Origin of the sequence: Terrabacter sp. LjRoot27, from assembly GCF_964254175.1 — a bacterium.
In the GTDB taxonomy this organism is placed as follows: domain Bacteria; phylum Actinomycetota; class Actinomycetes; order Actinomycetales; family Dermatophilaceae; genus Terrabacter.
The window spans coordinates 4241447-4260457 of record NZ_CAXUSS020000001.1; the positions used below are offsets into that span (position 1 = coordinate 4241447).

Annotated in this window: 14 protein-coding genes and 1 pseudogene; 3 read left to right on the plus strand and 12 right to left on the minus strand. The window is 69.1% G+C overall.

The features are described 5' to 3' along the window. Window positions 1-15: 15 nt before the first annotated feature. The gene (locus ACSQ2D_RS19545) at window positions 16-912 is read right to left on the minus strand and encodes a universal stress protein (RefSeq protein ID WP_435987574.1); all 897 of its coding nucleotides are present in this window, start codon (window positions 910-912) and stop codon (window positions 16-18) included. A 3-nt stretch (window positions 913-915) separates the two neighbouring features. Then, window positions 916-2733, minus strand: coding sequence for an amino acid permease (locus ACSQ2D_RS19550; RefSeq protein WP_435987575.1), 1818 nt, complete (start codon window positions 2731-2733; stop codon window positions 916-918). Window positions 2734-4943: 2210 nt separating this feature from the next. On the opposite strand from ACSQ2D_RS19550, the gene ACSQ2D_RS19555 reads away from it, so the two are divergent. Continuing rightward, entirely contained in the window at window positions 4944-5411 is a 468-nt protein-coding gene (locus ACSQ2D_RS19555) for a hypothetical protein (RefSeq protein ID WP_435987576.1), read from the plus strand. A gap of 136 nt (window positions 5412-5547) precedes the next feature. Here the strand turns inward: ACSQ2D_RS19555 and ACSQ2D_RS19560 are convergent. The 10 genes and pseudogenes from ACSQ2D_RS19560 to ACSQ2D_RS19605 all read right to left on the minus strand — a co-directional run. Next, window positions 5548-5696, minus strand: a pseudogene (locus tag ACSQ2D_RS19560) (IS3 family transposase); the annotation flags it as partial. A 215-nt stretch (window positions 5697-5911) separates the two neighbouring features. Then, window positions 5912-6916 carry a Gfo/Idh/MocA family protein gene (locus ACSQ2D_RS19565; protein WP_435987577.1) on the minus strand — a complete coding sequence of 335 codons (1005 nt, stop codon included), beginning with the start codon at window positions 6914-6916 and terminating at the stop codon, window positions 5912-5914. Between the two features lie 32 nt (window positions 6917-6948). Then, entirely contained in the window at window positions 6949-7881 is a 933-nt protein-coding gene (locus ACSQ2D_RS19570; protein WP_435987578.1) for a TIM barrel protein, read from the minus strand. Between the two features lie 32 nt (window positions 7882-7913). Beyond that, the gene (locus ACSQ2D_RS19575) at window positions 7914-9413 is read right to left on the minus strand and encodes a CoA-acylating methylmalonate-semialdehyde dehydrogenase (RefSeq protein WP_435987579.1); all 1500 of its coding nucleotides are present in this window, start codon (window positions 9411-9413) and stop codon (window positions 7914-7916) included. Window positions 9414-9510: 97 nt separating this feature from the next. Further along, complete coding sequence (locus tag ACSQ2D_RS19580) at window positions 9511-10392, minus strand: sugar phosphate isomerase/epimerase family protein (protein ID WP_435987580.1); 882 nt, start codon at window positions 10390-10392, stop codon at window positions 9511-9513. Next, window positions 10389-12371 (minus strand): 3D-(3,5/4)-trihydroxycyclohexane-1,2-dione acylhydrolase (decyclizing), encoded by a 1983-nt coding sequence (gene iolD, locus ACSQ2D_RS19585; RefSeq protein ID WP_435987581.1) that lies wholly within the window; start codon window positions 12369-12371, stop codon window positions 10389-10391. The genes ACSQ2D_RS19580 and iolD overlap by 4 nt, the downstream gene beginning before the upstream one ends. Beyond that, a complete protein-coding gene (iolB, locus tag ACSQ2D_RS19590) occupies window positions 12368-13288 on the minus strand; it encodes a 5-deoxy-glucuronate isomerase (protein WP_435987582.1) in 921 nt (306 codons plus the stop codon). The genes iolD and iolB overlap by 4 nt, the downstream gene beginning before the upstream one ends. Then, complete coding sequence (locus tag ACSQ2D_RS19595; protein WP_435987583.1) at window positions 13285-14244, minus strand: Cgl0159 family (beta/alpha)8-fold protein; 960 nt, start codon at window positions 14242-14244, stop codon at window positions 13285-13287. Before ACSQ2D_RS19595 ends, iolB begins: the two co-directional genes overlap by 4 nt. After that, on the minus strand, window positions 14241-15278 hold the full coding sequence (iolC, locus tag ACSQ2D_RS19600; protein WP_435987584.1) for a 5-dehydro-2-deoxygluconokinase: 1038 nt from the start codon (window positions 15276-15278) through the stop codon (window positions 14241-14243). The genes ACSQ2D_RS19595 and iolC overlap by 4 nt, the downstream gene beginning before the upstream one ends. 14 nt (window positions 15279-15292) lie before the next feature. Further along, on the minus strand, window positions 15293-16297 hold the full coding sequence (locus ACSQ2D_RS19605) for a Gfo/Idh/MocA family protein (protein ID WP_435987585.1): 1005 nt from the start codon (window positions 16295-16297) through the stop codon (window positions 15293-15295). A gap of 564 nt (window positions 16298-16861) precedes the next feature. Here ACSQ2D_RS19605 and ACSQ2D_RS19610 point away from each other — a divergent pair. Both ACSQ2D_RS19610 and ACSQ2D_RS19615 read left to right on the plus strand, forming a co-directional pair. Beyond that, the gene (locus ACSQ2D_RS19610) at window positions 16862-17863 is read left to right on the plus strand and encodes a substrate-binding domain-containing protein (RefSeq protein ID WP_435987586.1); all 1002 of its coding nucleotides are present in this window, start codon (window positions 16862-16864) and stop codon (window positions 17861-17863) included. 86 nt (window positions 17864-17949) lie between these two features. Further along, entirely contained in the window at window positions 17950-19011 is a 1062-nt protein-coding gene (locus ACSQ2D_RS19615) for an ABC transporter permease (RefSeq protein WP_435987587.1), read from the plus strand.

Below are 19011 nucleotides of genomic sequence, written 5' to 3' on the forward strand. Positions count from 1 at the left end.
GGCGCAGAAGGGGACTCAGCCCGTGCGCGGAGCCGGCACGAGGTAGACCGGCACCGGGGCCGAACGGATGATCTTCGAGGCGCGCGAGCCGAGGAAGAGCCGCGCTGCCGGTGCCGACGAGCTCGGACCGACGACGAGCAGGTCGCCGTCGCTCCAGTCGACGTCCCAGATCGCCGTGCTCCACGAGACGCCCTCGCCGACGACGAGCGACCGGGCGAGACGCTCGGCCAGGGCGGCGTCCCGGGCCCCCACCTGGTCCCGGAGAGCGGCCGTCGTGCGAGCCACCCACCGGTCGACGACGAGGTCGTCGGCCGACTCCTCGACGCTGCCGTAGATCCGCTTGGGCGGTCGGACGGCGAACGACACCGCCCGGAGGCTCGCGCCGACGGCCTGGGCCAGCCGGGCCCCCGCGACCGCCACGTGCGCCGCCCCCGCGGACCCGCCGAAGCCGATGGTGACCCGCCGGATCCGGGAGCCGGGGATCGGTCGGTAGCCGAGCGGCGCCAGGAGCACCGGCAGGGGCGCCGAGTGCACGAGCCGGTCGGTCACGCTGCCGAAGGAGATGCGGCCGAGCGCGCCCTTGCTCGACGAGCCGAGCACGAGCGCGGACGCGCCGACCTCGGCCGCCAGCTCGAGCAGCCCCGAGGGGATCGACGATGCGGCACGCACGACGAAGGTCGCCCGGACGTCGGGAGGCAGTGCGGTCCGCGCCTGCTCGAGGATGGACTCTCCCCAGTCGCGGAGCGGAGCGAGGTAGTCGCCGTCGACGAACTCCACGGCCCCCGCCGCGTGGGGGGTCGTCACGACGACGGCCACCGTGAGGGGCTCGCCCGTGGACCGTGAGAGCACGGCGGCCAGCTCGAGCGCCGACGTGCCGCTGTCCTGCGCCGTGTAGGCGACGACGATGGTCACGGCTCACGCCTGCATGACGAGCGAGGCGGCCTCGACGTGGGTCACCGGCAGGCCGAGCTCACTCGCCCGGTCGACGACCTCGAAGCGCTGCCAGATCGAGTCCGAGGCGGGCAGCGTCACGATGACGATCTGGTCGGGGTCGAAGTGGCTCACCGCCGCCCGGAGAGCCCGGAGCGGCCGGTAGTCGCCGAGACCGCCGGTCGCGTCGAGGCGGTGCGCGGTGAGTGCTTCGAGCGTCCGGTCCAGCCGCGCCTGGGCCGCCTCGGTCGTCGCCTCGGCGACGGACACGGCGCCGTGCGTCGAGGCGGTGCCCGTCTCCACGGCACTGGCCGGGACGCATACGTAGTAGGTCGCCTTGCCCATCGCGTCGATCCGCTGGAGCTCGCGCATCAGCTCGTCGGCCTCGAGGGTCTGGTTGGCGAGGACGAGCACGCGGCGCGCCTCGCCGGTGTGGTCGGGCGCGACCCGCTCGGGCAGGCGCGCGATACGGGCCCGGTTGATGAAGAAGAGGACGAGCACGATGCCGAACGACACGAGGCTGAGCACGAGCTGGATCCGCACGTCCTCGGTCAGGCCCATCTGGACGAGGACGAGCACGATGCCCAGCGCCGTGATGACCGACAGCGCGGGGAACCACCACATCTTCACCTTGAGCGTCGACGCGTCGGCCCGGTAGCGCAGGATGATCTGCGAGACGGCGATGAGCAGGTAGACGAAGAGGATGACGGCGCCGGACGAGTTGAGCAGGAACGAGAAGACGGTGTCGGGCGAGACGGCCGCCATGATGACGGCGAGGAAGCCGACGACCGACGAGGCCAGGATGGCGACCATCGGCACGCCCCGGGAGTTGACCGAGACCATCGACGCGGGCGCCTCGCGGCGAGCGGCCAGCACGAAGAGCATCCGGGACGCGGTGTAGAGCCCGGAGTTGAGGCACGAGAGCACGGCGGTCAGCACCACCGCGTTCATCACGTGGTCGGCATACGGGATGCCCATCTCCTGGAAGGCCGCGACGTAGGGCGACGCCTCGAGGGTGGCCGAGTTCCACGGCAGGATCACCGCGAGCAGGAAGATCGAGCCGACGAAGAAGATCGCGATGCGGGTGATGACGGAGTTCGCGGCCTTCGAGACGGCCCGCTCCGGGTTGTCCGACTCGGCGGCGGCGATCGTCGCGATCTCGGCGCCCACCATCGAGAAGATCACCGTGACGACGCCCGCGGTGACCGCCAGCCCACCGTTGGGGAAGAAGCCGCCGTGCGCGGTGAGGTTGCTGAAGTCGAGGTCGGCGTTCGGCCAGATCCCGAAGACGAAGAGGGCACCGCAGGCGAGGAAGACGATGATCGCCGCGACCTTGATCCCGGCGAACCAGAACTCGAACTCGCCGAACGAGGAGACCGAGATGAGGTTGGTGCCCGTCATGAGGAGCATGAGCAGCAGGCTCAGCACCCACGTCGGCACGCCCGGCAGCCAGAAGTTGATGACCTTGGCGCCGGCGACGGCCTCGAAGCCCACGACGATGACCCAGAAGTACCAGTAGAGCCAGCCGACCGAGAAGCCGGCCCAGTCACCGAGCGCCTTGCGCGAGTAGTCGGCGAACGAGCCGGTGGACGGGTTGGCCACGGCCATCTCGGCGAGCATCCGCATCACCATGATGATGAGGACGCCGCACAGGGCGTACGTGATGAACGCGCCCGGACCGGTGTCGTGGATGACGGTGCCGGACCCGACGAAGAGGCCCGCACCGATGACGCCGCCCATGGCGATCATCGTCAGCTGCCGCTGGTTGAGCGACCGCTTGAGCTCCGGGCCCGCGCCGGCCACGTCAGGCCGTCCGATCCGTGATGGCAACGGGACAGGGGTTCACGTGACGAGACATGGGACAGCCCTCTCGATCGGACCGAGGAGGCTGACCGCCCCCGCGACGATCTGCCCAAAGTAGCCACGCCCGGACCATCTGTCCACGCGAGTCGAACCGTGTCCAAGCCCGGTCGACGCGGACACCCTTGCCGTGACTCGGGGGGCTTCAGCCGACCGGCAGCTCGACCCGGGAACCGCCGCCCAGCAGGAAGGCGCGGCAGACCCGGGCGACGTGGCTCTTCCGCCGCAGCGCTTCGATGAAGCGGTGGATCGCCGGCAGCCGGCGCCGGGGATCCACCGCGCTGTACCGCTCTGGGCCTGAGCCGGCCGGCGTCGACGTCAGGCGCAGCAGTCGTGCTTGGCGATCTCGACCGTGCCGACGCTCTCGTCGGTTAGCGCGGAATCCGACGCCGCAGACGCACGCGGCGGCATGCCCGTCCCATGACCGTCGCCCCGTGCGCTCGCCGCGACACAGCAGAGATCCACTCCTGCACCTCTGTGACGAAGGCGCCCCAGAAGGGTTGCACGTTGTCTCGGGCGGACTGAGGAAGCCAACCGGTTCTCCGGAACTATGGATAGTCGACCAGATTCAGGACGGACCAACCTCAGATCCTCGAGCACGCGGTCGCAGGCGGGTCGGCCCCCAGTTGATAGAGATCCACACACGGCGGGCCGCCATTCGCGCCTTGCAGTCCGTCATTGGCCGAGACTCCGGGCGTGACATGAGTGCCAGCCCCGATGTCGGACTCATCGCTGTCAACTGGCGTTCCATGACACTCTGCCGAGGCGTCCGAGCAGAGAACGTCATTTCGCAGTCACGATGTGAACGTCGCTCGTGACCAGCTCGCAACTATCGACACCTCTCTCTGCACGGCATCGCTCCCCGCGTGACGGCCTCGGGCCTCGGCACGCACGCTGAGCATTGCTGACCGCTCTCAGGCTTCGGCATCTAGTCACGCTCGCCCACCCTTAGGATCAGTTCGTGACTGTGAGCTCACGGCCAGCAGTGGCCACGCTATCCACAAAAAGCTGAAGGTGGACACATAGGCAAGTGAATTTCAACCACGTTTATCCGAGTGCTGCCACTCAACTCAGCATCACGCCAATGGGAACTGTGGAGGGGACAGCTAGTGTTGACTATAGGTGAGGCACTCGTAATCGCACCACTCAGCATTCTGTGCGCCATCTTTGGAGTCGCAACACTTGCAGCCGCCTGCGTCATAGCAAATGCCGATCTGCTCGGAGTCGGATCCATCCGATCGCACCGGCCAGGCACATCTTGGCTTCATGCCACCACCATGCTATTTCGGCGCCAGCGCCGGTTGGCGAGCAACGGATCTGTCTTCGCCCTTAGGCAGATAGGAATTACCCTCCTCATCATCGTTCTGTGCTGTATCGGAGTGTACTTTGCCGCAGCTGGACTTAGCCTATCCATTGACATCGTTACGGCAGGATTCTCACCTGAGCTAGGCGTTAGCGCTGCGGGGCCAGCATCTGCTCTGCTTGCTATGAGTAAATTCGCACAGTTCGTGGAACTAGTAGCCAGCTCGCCCGTGAATCCTGACTTCTCTGGCGACGCGCCGGTCCTAACACTTGCACAGCCAATTAGCCACATGCCAACCATGAGCTCTCTTACGATGGAGGGCACGTTGGCCGCACTAGCTCTCGCGATACCACTGGCCGTGGTGACCAGGCTATGGATGCTGCATGCGATGAGTAACATGCGGCCAGAGGATTCTCCGAGCGCGAACGGCACCGATAACTCCACGGCACTGAGGGGACTAGACCTCGTGCGCCTGAGACGCACCATCGGATACAGGAACGCATTCCTTCTCCTGATGGTCAACAGCTGGTTTCGATGGCTCGTCCTCGGGCTGCCACTGACCTGGATACCACTCGCCTTCACTCTCCTGACCCTTGGCGTGGGGCAGCAAGAGCCTGGCCCAACCAGTGCTGCACTTCCCATGGCGGGAGCTCCCATTTGGTGTGCGCTCGCGATAGCCGGAGTCGCACTCATTTCCCTCTCTAAGAATCTGCACAGGATTCCGAATGGCACGCAGACGACCGAGCGGACACGCAAGTTCTTGACCCTCCTCGCGGCGTTAGAGGTGAAGGAAACGCACCCAGGACGAGTCCGGAATTTCTCATATACGGGCTTAGAGAGAAGTCGTCTGATGAAATCCTCCAGGGCATTAGAGAAGAGCATTCTACGAGAAGCACGAAAACACGAGAGAAAGGCACCAGATTCCGCAGAAGCGACCTTGCTTATGACATCGGCTTGGCAGCTACAAAAATGGCGCTCATCCCTATGGGCAAACTTCTGGAGCCCGGACGAATCGATTCGAACGGCAGCCTATGCCGCCACAGTCGTAGCGAACGGCGCTCCAGACCCGCATGCCTTGATCATGATCGCCAAGCAACTCAGCGCCCTCGACGATGACGCGACCCGGGGCGAGTTTCTACAACTGAGGCGTGAGCACCTGCCCGATCGCATCCTCTCGGTGGTTCAACATCTCACTTGGAATGAGGTGTTGAACCGAGTCGGTGCGAGCATAACCTTGGCGTGGCTTCTGTTTGGAATCGTTTCCGTTCTGGTCGCCTTAAAGTCCGGAGCACGGCCGTTCACGGACTATAGCCCATGATCCGGCCACGCCCAGCAGTGTGAACGGGACAGCGTTGCATTTGCACTTCTTGATACGGGAAGAGCGCACAGTGGTGCGGATCCCGTCCCATCAATGTTGCAGGCGGACCGTGTGGCGAGTAACTGAAGCGACGGATCCCGTCCTCGACGTCGACGCTCTTGAGCCAGTTGCGCAGGCAGGACTCGGAGATCCCGAAGTCCTTGGCGACTTGTCCGAGCGGGCCTCGCCGCGCCGGGCGGAGGCCAAGAGACCGCCGCGTAACTCCTTGCAGTGGGCTGCAGGCATGGTTAACATCCTTCCAGCGGCGACCTCCGTCGCCACAGTCGGGTGTCAACCAGACCGTTAGCAGTCCCCGCAACAAACCGCCGCGGTTGATGAGCGACATCGAAGCATGAGCGCGCCGGAGAGCCCGGCCCAAAGTTTGTACTGTGCATATCTTGTCGACCGCTGGCCTTTGCGAGGGTGGTCGACCTCATCTCGTCGCTCGGGCCCCGCCCTATTCAGGCGTAGAAGTCGGGCTTCGCGATCATCTCGACCTTGACGACGCCCTCGTCGGTGAGCGCACGGACACCGGCGTCACAGACGCACGCGGCGGCATACCCGTCCCACGACGTCGAGCCCGTGTGCTCGCCGCGCGCCACCGCGGAGATCCACTCCTGCACCTCCGTGACGAAGGCGCCCCCGAAGCGGTCGTTGTGGTCGCGGGCGATCGCGTTGCGCACTCCGACGCCGTCGCGCACGACGATGGCGTTCTGGTCGCCGAGGCTCACGGTCCCCTTCTCGGCCACGGCCTCGCAGCGGATGTCGTAGCCGAACTGGCAGTTGACGAAGATCTCGTCGTCGACGCGCACCCCGGACTCGGTCTCGAGGATGAGCACGAGCGGGTCCTGGAGGTGCTCGAAGCGCAGCGACGTCTTCTTCGGCTTGTCGACGCGCGCCGAGACGAACTCCTCGCCGAGGAGCCAGCGCATCGTGTCGACCTCGTGGATCGCCGTGTCGTTGATGGCCATGTCCCACGTGTAGTGCTCGGGCACGGTCGGGTTGCGGTGCGCGCAGTGGACCATGAGCGTCTCGCCGAGGTCGCCCGAGTCGAGCAGCGCCTTCATCTCGCGGTAGCTCCGGTCGAAGCGACGCATGAATCCCACTGTCACCAGGCGCCGCCCGCTCGCCTGCTCGGCCTCCATGATCCGCAGCGCCGCCTCGGCCGTCGGCGTCAGGGGCTTCTCGCAGAAGACGGGCTTGCCCGCCGCGATGGCCGCGAGGACGTCCACCTCGTGCGCCGGCCCGTAGCTGCAGATCATGACGGCGTCGACGTCGTCGGCGGTGATGAGCTCGGCCGACGAGGGGTATGCCGTCCCGTCGATCCGCGACGCCACCTCGGCCGCGCGGGCCGGGTCGACGTCGGAGACGGCGACGACCCGGCCGCCGGCGATGACGGTGTGGATGCGGTCGATGTGCGCCTGGCCCATGCCGCCCGGGCCGATCATGCCGATGCGTACGGTCATTGGTGTGACTCCTTCGTCGACGTGAGCAGGGCTCAGCGGAGGCCGAGGCCGATGGACGCGAGGTACTCGCGGGTCTGGATGGCGTTGGGCAGCGGGTAGGACGGGTCGCACGGGTACATGTCCTGCTCGCACACGACGTAGAGCTCCTTGTCCAGGTCGGCGAGGGCCTCGACGAGCGACGGCATGTCCGGCGCGCCGGCCGGCGGCGCGACCGAGCAGCCCTTGGCGACAGCGAGTCCGAAGGGCCAGTCCTCGTCGTGGGCCTGCCTGACGAGCCCTTCGTCCATCGCCTTGATGTGGACGTAGGAGATGCGCTCGGGGTACGTGCGGCACAGCTCCATCGGGTCGCCGCCGCCGTAGACGATGTGGCCCGTGTCGAGGCAGAAGCCGACGTAGTCGGGGTCCGTCGCCTGGAAGACGCGGTCGATGTCCTCGGGCGTCTCGATGTGGCTGTCGCCGTGCGGGTGCAGCACCATCTGGAGGCCGTAGTCCTCCTTCATGATGCGACCGAGCTTGTCGGCACCCCCGATGTAGGCGTTCCACGCCTCCGTCGACAGCACGCGGTCGTCGGTGAACTCCCACGTCTTGTCGTCGCGGAAGAGCGGCGGCAGGTGCACGATGTACTCCGCGCCGACGGCGGCGTGGGTCTCGGCGATCTCGCGGAAGGTCTTCTCGGTGTCGGCCCAGGCCTCCGGCTTGTGCAGGATGCCCCAGCCGGTGCCGGCGACGACCCGGAAGCCGCGCTTGTCCATCTCCTCCTGCAGGCGCTTCGGGTCCTTGGGGAAGTAGCCGAACGGCCCCGTCTCCATGACCGAGAAGCCGGCCTGCGCCATCTCGTCGAGCGCGGTCTCCCAGTGGATCTGCTTCTCGTCCTCGGGGAACCAGACGCCCCACTGGTCGGGACAGACACCGATCGTCAGCTTGCTGTAGCGGTCGTCGGTGTTGCGGGCCTTGGACTCGGCCATGGTCAGTCGTTCCTCTCGAAAAGGTTTGGGAGTCAGTCGTTCTGGGGGAAGCCGAGGTTGAGGCCGCCGTGGCTCGGGTCGAGCCAACGTGAGGTGACGACCTTGCCGCGGGTGAAGAAGTGGACGCCCTCCATGCCGTGGGCGTGCGTGTCGCCGAAGAGCGAGTTCTTCCACCCGCCGAAGGAGTAGTACGACACCGGGACGGGGATCGGCACGTTGACGCCGACCATGCCGACCTGGACATTGCGCTGGAACTTCCGGGCCGCGCCGCCGTCGTTGGTGAAGATCGCCGTGCCGTTGCCGTAGGGGTTGCTGTTGATGAGCTTCAGCCCCTCGTCGTAGGAGCCGACGCGCACGACCGACAGCACCGGGCCGAAGATCTCGTCGTCGTAGAGCGACATCCCGGGCGTGACGTGGTCGAAGAGGGTCGGCGCGAGGAAGTAGCCCTCGCCATCGGACTCGTAGGAGTCCTGGCGACCGTCGACGACGAGGGTCGCGCCCTCGGTCACCCCGGCGTCGAGGTAGGACGTCACCTTGTCGCGGTGCTGCGACGTGACGAGCGGGCCCATGTCGCAGCCGCGCGTGCCGTCACCGGTCACGAGCTTGCCCATGCGGTCCTTGATCTTCGAGATCAGCTCGTCCGCGATGGGTTCGACCGCGACGAGCGCCGAGATCGCCATGCACCGCTCCCCCGCCGAGCCGAAACCGGCGTTGACGGCGGCATCGGCTGCGAGGTCGAGGTCGGCGTCGGGCAGCACGAGCATGTGGTTCTTCGCTCCACCGAGGGCCTGCACGCGCTTGCCGTGCGCCGTGCCCGTCTCGTAGACGTACTTCGCGATCGGCGTCGAGCCGACGAACGACACGGACTTCACCTCAGGGTGCGTCAGGAGCGCGTCGACGGCCTCCTTGTCGCCGTTGACGACCTGCATGACGCCGTCGGGCAGCCCCGCCTCCTTCCAGAGCGCCGCGACCGCGATCGCCGCCGACGGGTCCTTCTCCGACGGCTTGAGGATGACGGCGTTGCCGCACGCGATGGCGATGGGGATGAACCACATCGGCACCATGGCCGGGAAGTTGAAGGGCGAGATGACCGCGACGACGCCGAGCGGCTGGCGGATCGAGTAGACGTCGACGTTCGTCGAGGCGTTCTCCGAGAAGCCGCCACGCAGCAGGTGCGGGATGCCACAGGCGAACTCGGCGACCTCCAGGCCGCGCGTCACCTCGCCGAGCGCGTCGGAGAGCACCTTGCCGTGCTCGGACGTGATGAGCGCCGCGATGTCCTCCTTGCGCTCGTTGAGCAGCTCGCGGAAGGCGAAGAGCACCCCCGAACGCTTGGCGAGCGAGGCGTCGGCCCACTCCTCCCACGCGGAGGCGGCGGACGTCACGACCTCGTCGACGAGCGAGGCCGAGGCCAGGTCGAGCACGCCGGACTGCTCCCCCGTCGCGGGGTTGAAGACGGGCGACGTGCGCTCGGCGGTGCCGGTCCACGGCTGCCCGTCGATGAGGTGGGTGATGCGGGTGGGGGTGCTCATGGCGGTGTCCTTCGGTTCAGGTCAAGGCGGAGGGGGCGTGTGCCGGGTGGCCGGCTCGGGTGCGAACGGCTGGGATCCCGCCGGGATCCGTCGCGGCTCAGGGAGAGACGAGCGTGGGCGGCGTCGACCACTTGTCGAGGTAGGAGCGGATGGTGTCGCGCATGTAGGTGCTGGACTCACGCGCGCGGTCCTCCCAGGCGAAGACGCAGGAGGTGACGATGCCGTCGAAGCCGATGCGCTCGAGCCCGGCGAAGAACTGGCCGAAGTCGACCTCGCCCTGGCCGATGTCGAGGTGCTGGTGCACCGTGACCTGCGAGCCGGGCGGGTTGACGATGTAGCGCAGCCCCGACGACGCCGTGTGGTCGTAGGCGTCGGCGACGTGGACCATCGTCAGCAGGTCGCCGGCCTTGTCCATGATCCCGTCGCAGTCGTTGCCCTGGTGGAAGGTGTGCGGCGCGCAGTAGAGGAACGACACGTGGGGGCTGTTGATCCCCCTGATGATGTCGAGGGCGCGCTTGCCGTCCTCCTCCCAGTCGTCGGGGTGCGGCTCGAGCACGAGCCGGATCCCCTCCTTCTCGAAGACGGGCAGCAGCTCCTCCATCGACTGCCAGAACATCCGCTCGCAGACAGACGCCTCACGGGGGTTGCCGTTGAGCTCGGAGTTCATCGTGTCGACGCCGAGGTCGCTGGCGATCTGGATGGCGCGCGTCCAGTAGCGCACCGCCGCCTTCCGGTCCTCCTCGTCGGGACCTGACCACCTGAAGAGCGGCAGGAGCGAGGACACCCCGACCCCGGCCGACGCCAGTGCCGACCGGAAGGCGGCCACGCCGGCGTCGTCGATGCGCGGGTGGTTGAAGAAGGGGATGACGTCGTCGCGCGGCGAGAGCTCGATCCACTCGTAGCCGAGGTCGGCCACGAGAGCGGGCAGCTCGAGCAGCGGGGTCTCGCGGAACATGTAGGGGTCGAGGGCGAGCTTCATGACGCGGACTCCGGGTGAGGGGGGCGGATCGGGGTGACGAGCGGACGCTGGGTGGCCTTGTGGTCGACGTACTCCGCGTATGCCGTCTGCGTCGTGTCGAGGTCGCTGACCTCCGAGACCGGGACGTCCCACCACGACGCACTGTCGGGCGCGTGGACGAGCGGGTCGGTCTCGACGTGGATGACGACGGGGCCGCCGTCGGCCGGGGCGGCCTTGGCCTCCTTGATCGCCTGGTGCAGCTCGTCGAGCGAGTGCACCTCGATGACGTGCGCACCGAGGGACCGCGCGTTGGCGGCGAGGTCGACGGGCAGCACGTCGCCGTCGAGGCGCCCGGACGACTCACCGCGGAAGCGGTAGCTCGTGCCGAAGCGCTGCGAGCCGAGCGACTCCGACAGCGACCCGATCGAGTGGAAGCCGTGGTTCTGCACGAGGACGACGATGACCTTGATGCGCTCCTGGACCGCCGTGACGAGCTCGGTCGGCATCATGAGGTAGCCGCCGTCGCCGACCATGGCGAAGACGTCGCGCGACTCGTCGGCGAGCCGGATGCCGAGCGAGGCCGGCACCTCGTAGCCCATGCAGGAGTAGCCGTACTCGACGTGGTACGCCTTGCGGTCGCGCACCCGCCACAGCTTGTGGATGTCGCCCGGCATCGAGCCCGCCGCACAGAGCACGACGTCGCGGGGGTCGGTCAGCTCGTTGACCGCACCGAGCACCTGGCCCTGGGTCAGCAGGCCGTCGGCCAGCCGGTCGGTGACCTCCGGGGACGGGTGGAAGGCCGCCTCGACCGAGGCGTCCCACTCGGCCCACAGCGCGGCCTGGCGCGACCGGTAGGCGTCGTCGACGGCATACCCGTCGAGCGCCGCGGTGAGCGCGACGAGCGCCTCCCGGGCGTCGGCGACGACCGAGAGCCCCGAGTGCTTGCCGGCGTCGAAGCGCGCGACGTTGATGTTGACGAAGCGGACCCCGTCGTCCTGGAAGGCCGTTCGCGAGGCGGTGGTGAAGTCGCTCCAGCGCGTGCCGATGCCGATGACGACGTCGGCCTCGGCCGCGAGCGCGTTGGCGGCCGTCGTCCCGGTCGAGCCGACGGCGCCCATCTCCTGCGGGTGGCCGTGCGGGAGCGAGCCCTTGCCGGCCTGCGACTCACCGACGGGGATGCCCGTGGACTCGCAGAACGCACGCAGCGCCTCCTCGGCACCCGAGTAGTGCACGCCACCGCCGGCGACGACGAGGGGACGACGCGCCGACCGGATGACCGCGGCCGCGTCAGCGACGTCGACGGCCTCGGGCAGCGGCCGCGCCACCCGCCACGTGCGCGGCGCGAAGAGCTCGACCGGCCAGTCGTGGGCCTCGGCCTGCACGTCCTGCGGCAGGGAGATCGTCACGGCGCCCGTCTCGACGGGGTCGGTGAGCACCCGCATCGCACCGAGCAGCGCCGACGGCAGCTGCTCGGGCCGGCTGACCCGGTCGAAGAACTTCGACAGCGGGCGGAAGGCGTCGTTGACCGTCACGTCGGCGGCATACGGCTGCTCGAGCTCCTGGAGCACGGGGGCGCTGACGCGCGTCGCGAAGGTGCCGGACGGCAGCAGCAGCACGGGGATCCGGTTGACCGTCGCGAGCGCCGCACCGGTGAGCATGTTCGTCGAGCCGGGGCCCACCGACGCCGTGCACGCCCACGTCTGGAGGCGGTCCTTCTGGCGTGCGTAGGCGACGGACGTGTGGACCATGGCCTGCTCGTTGCGGGCCAGTACATAAGGCAGTCGCTCCACGGACTCATGACTGGCGGCGAGCTCGTTCTGGAGCAGGGCCTGGCCGATCCCGGCGACGTTGCCGTGGCCGAAGATGCCGAAGCAGCCGGCGAAGAGCTTCTGCCGCTCGCCGTCGCGCTCGCTCCACTGGTTGGCGAGGAAGCGCACCACGGCCTGGGCCACGGTGAGGCGCACGGTGGTGCCGCCCACGGTCTGGGTGTCGCTCGTCATCGAGCACCTCCAAGGGAAAGTCGGGGGTCGACCGGCTGGTCGGACCACGTGTCGCGGACCCAGCCGTGTGCCGGGTCGTCGCAGATGAGCCAGGCCCGTTGCTGGCCCGGGCCGGCCATGACGTTGAGGTAGTAGAGGTCGTAGCCGGGCGCGGCCATCGCCGGCCCGTGCCAGCCGTGCGGCACGAGGACGACGTCACCCGACCGCACCTCGGCGAGCACGTCGATCGGCCGCTCGTCGGTGCCGTAGACCCGCTGGTAGCCGACCGGGTTCGTGCCCGCCACCTCCGGAGCTCCCGACGACGGGGCGACCTCGAAGTAGTAGATCTCCTCGAGCTCGGTCTCGACGCCGGGCCGCTCCTCGTCGTGCTTGTGCGGCGGGTAGGAGCTCCAGTTGCCGCCGGGGGTGACGACCTCGCACGCGATGACCGAGTCGGCGTCGAGCACGCCGGGGATGCCGAAGTTGCGCACCTCACGGGACGCGACACCGGCCCCGCGCAGCTCGACGGGCACGTCTGCGACGCCCACGTGACGGAACGGCGGCGTGTGCCGTCGCGCCGCGCGGGCGCCGCAGACGGCGACCTTGGCGGGACCGCCCTCGGCGGTCACCGTGACGTCGCAGTCACGCGTGGCGTAGGCGACGTCGGTGGGCCCGGCGAAGACCGAGTCCCGGCCGGCGAGGACGGCCTGGTGCTCGAGCCCCTCGGGGTCGAGCGCCGTGACGGCGACCGATCCCGAGAGCGGCACGACGACGTGCTCCCACTCGCCGGCCGCGATGGTGCGGCTCTCACCGGCAGTCAGCTCGGCGGCATACAACCGGGTGTGCGACCACCCGTCGACGGCGTCGTCGATGACGACCGACCACTCCGTCGTGCGGGCGCTCCCGAGAGGGCGCACCCAGCGCTCGTTGTCGCTCACGCGCCGACCCCGCTCCCGTGCACCGATCCCTGCACCGATCCCTGCACCGACCCGTGCACCAGCTCGGCGGCGATGTCGACGGCCGCCGCGACGTCACCGTCGGGCGGGAAGAGCAGGGCGCGCCCGACGACGAGACCGCGCACGGCCGGCAGGTCGAGCGCCCGGCCCCACGACGCGTACGTGTCCTGCGGGTCGCCCTGCGGGTCGCCGCCGAGCAGGAGGGTCGGCAGGGTCGTCGCGTCCATGACCCGGTCGAGCTCGTCGACGACGGGCAGCTTGAGCCACGTGTAGGCGCTCGAGGCACCGAGGCCCGCGGCGATGTGGACCGACCTGATCACCGCGTCCGGGTCGAGCTGGTTGACGACCCGCCCGCCCTCGCGCGTCGACAGGAACGGCTCGACCATCGCCATGACCTGGTGCTCCGCGAGCTCGGTGACGGCGTGGGCGCTCGCCTCGAGGGTGGCCACGGTGCCCGGGTCGTCGAGGCAGATGCGCGTCAGCATCTTGCCGCCGTCGATGCCACGCGCCGCGATCTCGGCCGCCGTGTAGGCGGTGAAGCGGTCGTCGAGCTCGAAGGTGGCGCCCTGGAGGCCGCCGCGGTTCATCGAGCCGATGGCGACCTTGTCGTCGAGCGCACCGAGCAGGAGCAGGTCGTCGAGGACGTCGGGCGTGCCGAGGACGCCGTCGACGCCGGGCCGCTGGAGGGCGGTGACGAGGCGCTCGAGCAGGTCGCTGCGGCTCGCCATCGCGGCGCCGGCACCGCGGACGCCGAGGGCGCCCCGCGCGGGGTGGTCGGCGGCGACGAGGAGCATCCGGCCGTCCTCGCGGACGAGCGGACGGCGGCGGCGCGCGGCCCACGCCTCGGCGATGCGCCCGGGCTCGCGCACGCGGATCTCGGTGAGGTCGGCGACGCGGACGGTCGGGCGGACGGCGGGCTCGTGCTGCGTGGTGGTCATCGCGCCTCCTCGGCGGTGGTGGCGAACGGTGAGGCCTGCCGGCCGGCGGTGGCCAGGCGCTCGTCGACCTCGGCGGAGGTCGGCATGGCGGTGGAGCACTCGAGCCTGCTGGCGACGATCGCACCTGCGACGTTCGCGAACTCGAGGACGCGCCGGAGGTCCCAGCCCTCGAGCAGGCCGTGGCAGAGTGCGCCGCCGAACGCGTCGCCGGCACCGAGGCCGTTGACGACGTCGACGGGGAAGGGCGGGACCTCGAGGCGCTCGTCACGGGTCGCGGCGAGCACCCCCTTGGGTCCCTGCTTGACGACGGCGAGCTCGACGCCGCGCTCGAGCAGCGCGTCGGCCGCCCGCTGGGGATCGGTCTCGCCGACGGCGACCTCGCACTCCTCGCGGTTGCCGACGGCGACGGTCACGTGGTCGAGCGCGCGGCCGACCTGCTCGCTCGCCTCGGCCGGGTCGGACCAGAACATCGGGCGGTAGTCGAGGTCGAGGACGGTGTGGGTGCGGCGGCCGCGGGCCTCCCAGGCGCGGAAGTGCGCAGCCCGGCTCGGCTCCTGCGACAGGCCCGTGACGGTCGCCCAGTAGACGCCGGCGTCGCGGATCGCGTCGAGCGGCAGCTCGTCGGCCTCGATCATGAGGTCGGGGGCGATCGGGTAGCGGTAGAACCACAGGGGGAAGTCGTCGGGCGGGAAGACCTCGCAGAAGGTGACGGGCGTCGGCGGCCCGGCGACGGCGGAGACGAAGGCGTCGTCGACGCCGAAGTCGCGCAGCGCCTCGTGGACGTAGCGGCCGAACGCGTCCTGCCCGGTTCGCGTGACGAGCGCGGTGCGGTGGCCGTGGCGAGCCGCCGCGACCGCGACGTTCGTCGCGCTGCCGCCGAGGAACTTCTCGAAGGTCCGCACCTTCTCGAGGCCGACCCCGTGCTGGAGGGGGTAGATGTCGACGCCGGTGCGACCGATCGCGACGACGTCGTAGGCCGTGCCCGAGGGGGTGTCGTATGCCGTGTCGCCGGCTGCCGGGGTCGTGGTGTCCATGGCGTCCACGACGTTCACAGGCTCGGGATCTCGTCGAGCGAGACGACCCGACCCTCGCTCCGGGAGAGCTCGCAGGCCTCGGCGACCCGGAAGGCCTGGAGCGCGTCGTCGACGGTGCACGGCGAGGCGAGCGCCCCGCGGGCGACGGCGGCGAAGGCCGTCAGCTCGGCGCGGTAGGCCGGCAGGAAGCGCTCCATGAACGACCAGTGGCGGGGGCCGACCGGGTAGGTGGCGCCGGGCTCGGCGGAGGTGACGGCGAGCGAGTCGTCGTAGCCGACGCCGATCGTGCCGTCGCTGCCGAGGACCTCCATGCGCACGTCGTGGCCCGCGCCGTTGTAGCGCGTCGCGGAGAGGTTGACGAGCGTGCCGTCGTCGAGGGTGAGCACGGCCGCGGCGGTGTCGACGTCGCCGGCCTCGGAGAAGAACGCGGCGCCCTTGTTGGCGCCGGTCGCGTAGACCGAGGCGACCTCGCGGCCGGTGACGAAGCGGATGATGTCGAAGTCGTGGATCGAGCAGTCGCGGAAGAGGCCGCCGCTCGTCGGGATGTAGGCGGCGTGCGGCGGCGCCTGGTCGTGCGTCTGCGCCCGGATGCTGTGGACGAAGCCGAGCTCGCCACCGGCCACGGCCTGCTGGGCGCGCTGGTAGCCGCGGTCGAAGCGTCGCTGGAAGCCGACGTGGACGGGCGTGCTCGTCGTGCGGACGAGCCGCGCGAGGTCCATCGTCTCGTCGAGCGTGGCGGCCACGGGCTTCTCGCAGAAGGTCGGGACGCCGGCCTCGAGACCGAGGCGGATGAGGGGCGCGTGCCCGGGCGTCGCGGTGGCGATGACGAAGCCGTCGACGCCCTGGGCGAGCAGCTCGGCCGGCGAGGCGGCGAAGCCGACCTCGAGCTTGTCGGCGACGGCGCGGGCGGCGTCGGCGTCGAGGTCGGCGACGACGACCTCGTCGACGTCGGACAGGTCGCGGAGGGTCTCGGCGTGGAACGCCCCGATGCGGCCGACTCCGGCCAGTCCGATGCGCATGTGCACACTCCCTTGGGTGATCGCGGTGGGCGGCGTTCCGGTGGGGTGGTCGCCGCGGGGTCCGGTCGGCGAGCGCCTCGACGTCGTCGTCCCTACGAGAACGATGGTCGTGCCGTGCACCTCGCCCTGTCAAGCAAATGTTAGGACATTCTGATGTTTGATCAATCTCTTGACAGCACTGCAGGAGAGGGAGCATCCTCCAATCGCTGGCACCGACGCCGGGACCGGCAGACATCGCACCGATGTCCGCCCGCGACGGAGGAGCCAGTGCGAGCACGGTGACCCACCACGTCGCCGGAGCCCGCCGAGATCCCCGCACACCTTCCGGGCGACGACCTCGCCCCACACCGTCCCCACCGGACGCGACGCAGCCAGACCCCTCAGGCCACGCGCACCACAGGCGCACCGGCCGGGTCGCCACGACCCGACACCCCTCCAGCCCGCACCTCACGTGCCAGGCGGCACACGGCATACGGGCTCCACCCTGATCGACGGGCTCACCGTCACAGAACGTCGCGCCACTCCGGCGACCGGGCCACCGCGACGCAACGAAAGGATTCAACGATGACTCCGACTCGGACTCGCAAGAGCCTGACCGTCGCAGCAGGCATGGCCACGGCCGCAGCCCTCGCCCTCGCGGCGTGCAGCGGCGGCGGCGCCCCCGCCAGCACCGGCAACGCCGGGAGCGGCAGCGGCGCCGGCGACAACTCCGGCTACACGTTCGCCATGGTCACCCACGAGACCCCGGGCGACACCTTCTGGGACAAGATCAAGGCCGGTGCCACCCAGGCCGCGAAGAACAGCGGCATCACGCTCAAGTACTCCAACGACCCGGACCCGGCCAAGCAGGCCACGCTGATCCAGAACGCCGTCGACTCGAAGGTCGACGGCATCGCCACGACGCTCGCCACGCCCGACGCCCTCGCCGGTGCGGTCAAGTCGGCGGACGACGCCGGCATCCCCGTCGTCGCCTTCAACTCCGGCATCGACCAGTACCAGCAGGTCGGCGCCAAGATGTACTTCGGCTCCGACGAGAACCTCGCCGGTGAGGCGACCGGCAAGCGCATCGCCGCCGCCGGGGGCAAGAAGGTCCTCTGCGTCATCCAGGCCGCCGGCTCGGTCGCTCTCGAGGCCCGGTGCGCCGGCGTCAAGAAGGGCATACCCGCCACCGAGAACATCCAGGTCAACGGCGCCGACGACCCCTCGGTCGTCTCGGCCCTGCAGGCCAAGCTCGCTCAGGACAGCTCGATCGACTGGATCGTCACGCTCGGCGCCCCGATCGCTCTCGACGCCCTCAAGGCGATGGACGCGGCCGGCAGCAAGGCCAAGCTCGCCACCTTCGACCTCAACGTCGACGCCGCCCAGGCGATCCAGGACGGCAAGATCCAGTTCTCGGTCGACCAGCAGCCCTACGTCCAGGGCTACCTCGCGATCCAGTCGCTCTACCTCAACAAGAAGAACGGCAACGACATCGGTGGCGGCCTCGCCGTCCTGACCGGACCGTCGTTCGTCGACGCCAAGAACATCGGCGTCATCCTCCCGTTCGCCAAGAACAACACGCGCTGACCCACCGGGGCGGCCGGCCGGGGCAACCGGGGCCGGCCGCCCTCTCGCACTTCACTCCTCGCTCGTCAAACGGATCGGAGAGGTCCATGAGTCAAACCACCAAGACTCCCCCCTCGGCACCAGCCGAGGCGTCGAACCGGGTCACGCTCGGCTGGTCGAACCGCCTGCTCGCCCGCCCCGAGGTCGGGGCGCTCGTCGCGGCGATCGTCATCTTCATCTTCTTCCTCATCGTCGCCCCGGCCTTCAGGTCACCCGCGTCGTTCTTCACCGTGCTCTACCAGTCCTCCACCATCGGGATCGTCGCGGTCGCCGTGGGAATGCTCATGATCGGCGGCGAGTTCGACCTCTCCGCCGGCGTCATCGTCACCACGGCCGGGCTCGTCAACGCGATGTTCTGCTACCAGCTCGGCATCAACCTCGTCGTCGGCGCCGTGCTCTCCCTCGTCTTCTGCCTCGTCATCGGCTTCCTCAACGGCTACCTGGTGGTGAGGACCGGCATACCGAGCTTCCTCATAACCCTGGGCACGTTCTTCGTGCTGCAGGGCGCCAACCTCGGCGTGACCAAGCTCGTCACGGGCTCGGTCTCGACGCCCAACATCAACCAGATGGACGGCTACAAGACCCTCGACGCGATCTTCGCGTCGAGCTTCAAGATCGGCACCGTGACCGTCGAGATCACCGTCCTCTGGTGGTTCCTCTTCGTCGCCCTGTCGGCCTTCGTCCTCCAGCGCACCAAGATCGGCAACTGGATCTACGCCGTCGGCGGCAACGCCGACTCCGCCCGCGCCGTCGGCGTCCCGGTCAAGGCCGTCAAGATCGGCCTCTTCATGACCGTGTCGTTCCTCGGCTGGTTCGTCGGCATGCACACGCTCTACAAGTTCGACACGCTCCAGGCCGGCAACGGCATCGGCAACGAGTTCCTCTACATCATCGCCGCGGTCGTGGGCGGCACGCTGCTCACCGGCGGCTTCGGGAACGCGATCGGTGTGGCCATCGGCGCGTTCATCTTCGGCATGACGAGCCTCTGCATCGTCTACGCCGGCTGGGACCCGAACTGGTTCCGGGCCTTCCTCGGCGTGATGCTCCTGCTCGCCGTCATGGTCAACCTCTACGTCAAGAAGCTCTCGACCGCCCGAAAGGTGGGCTGA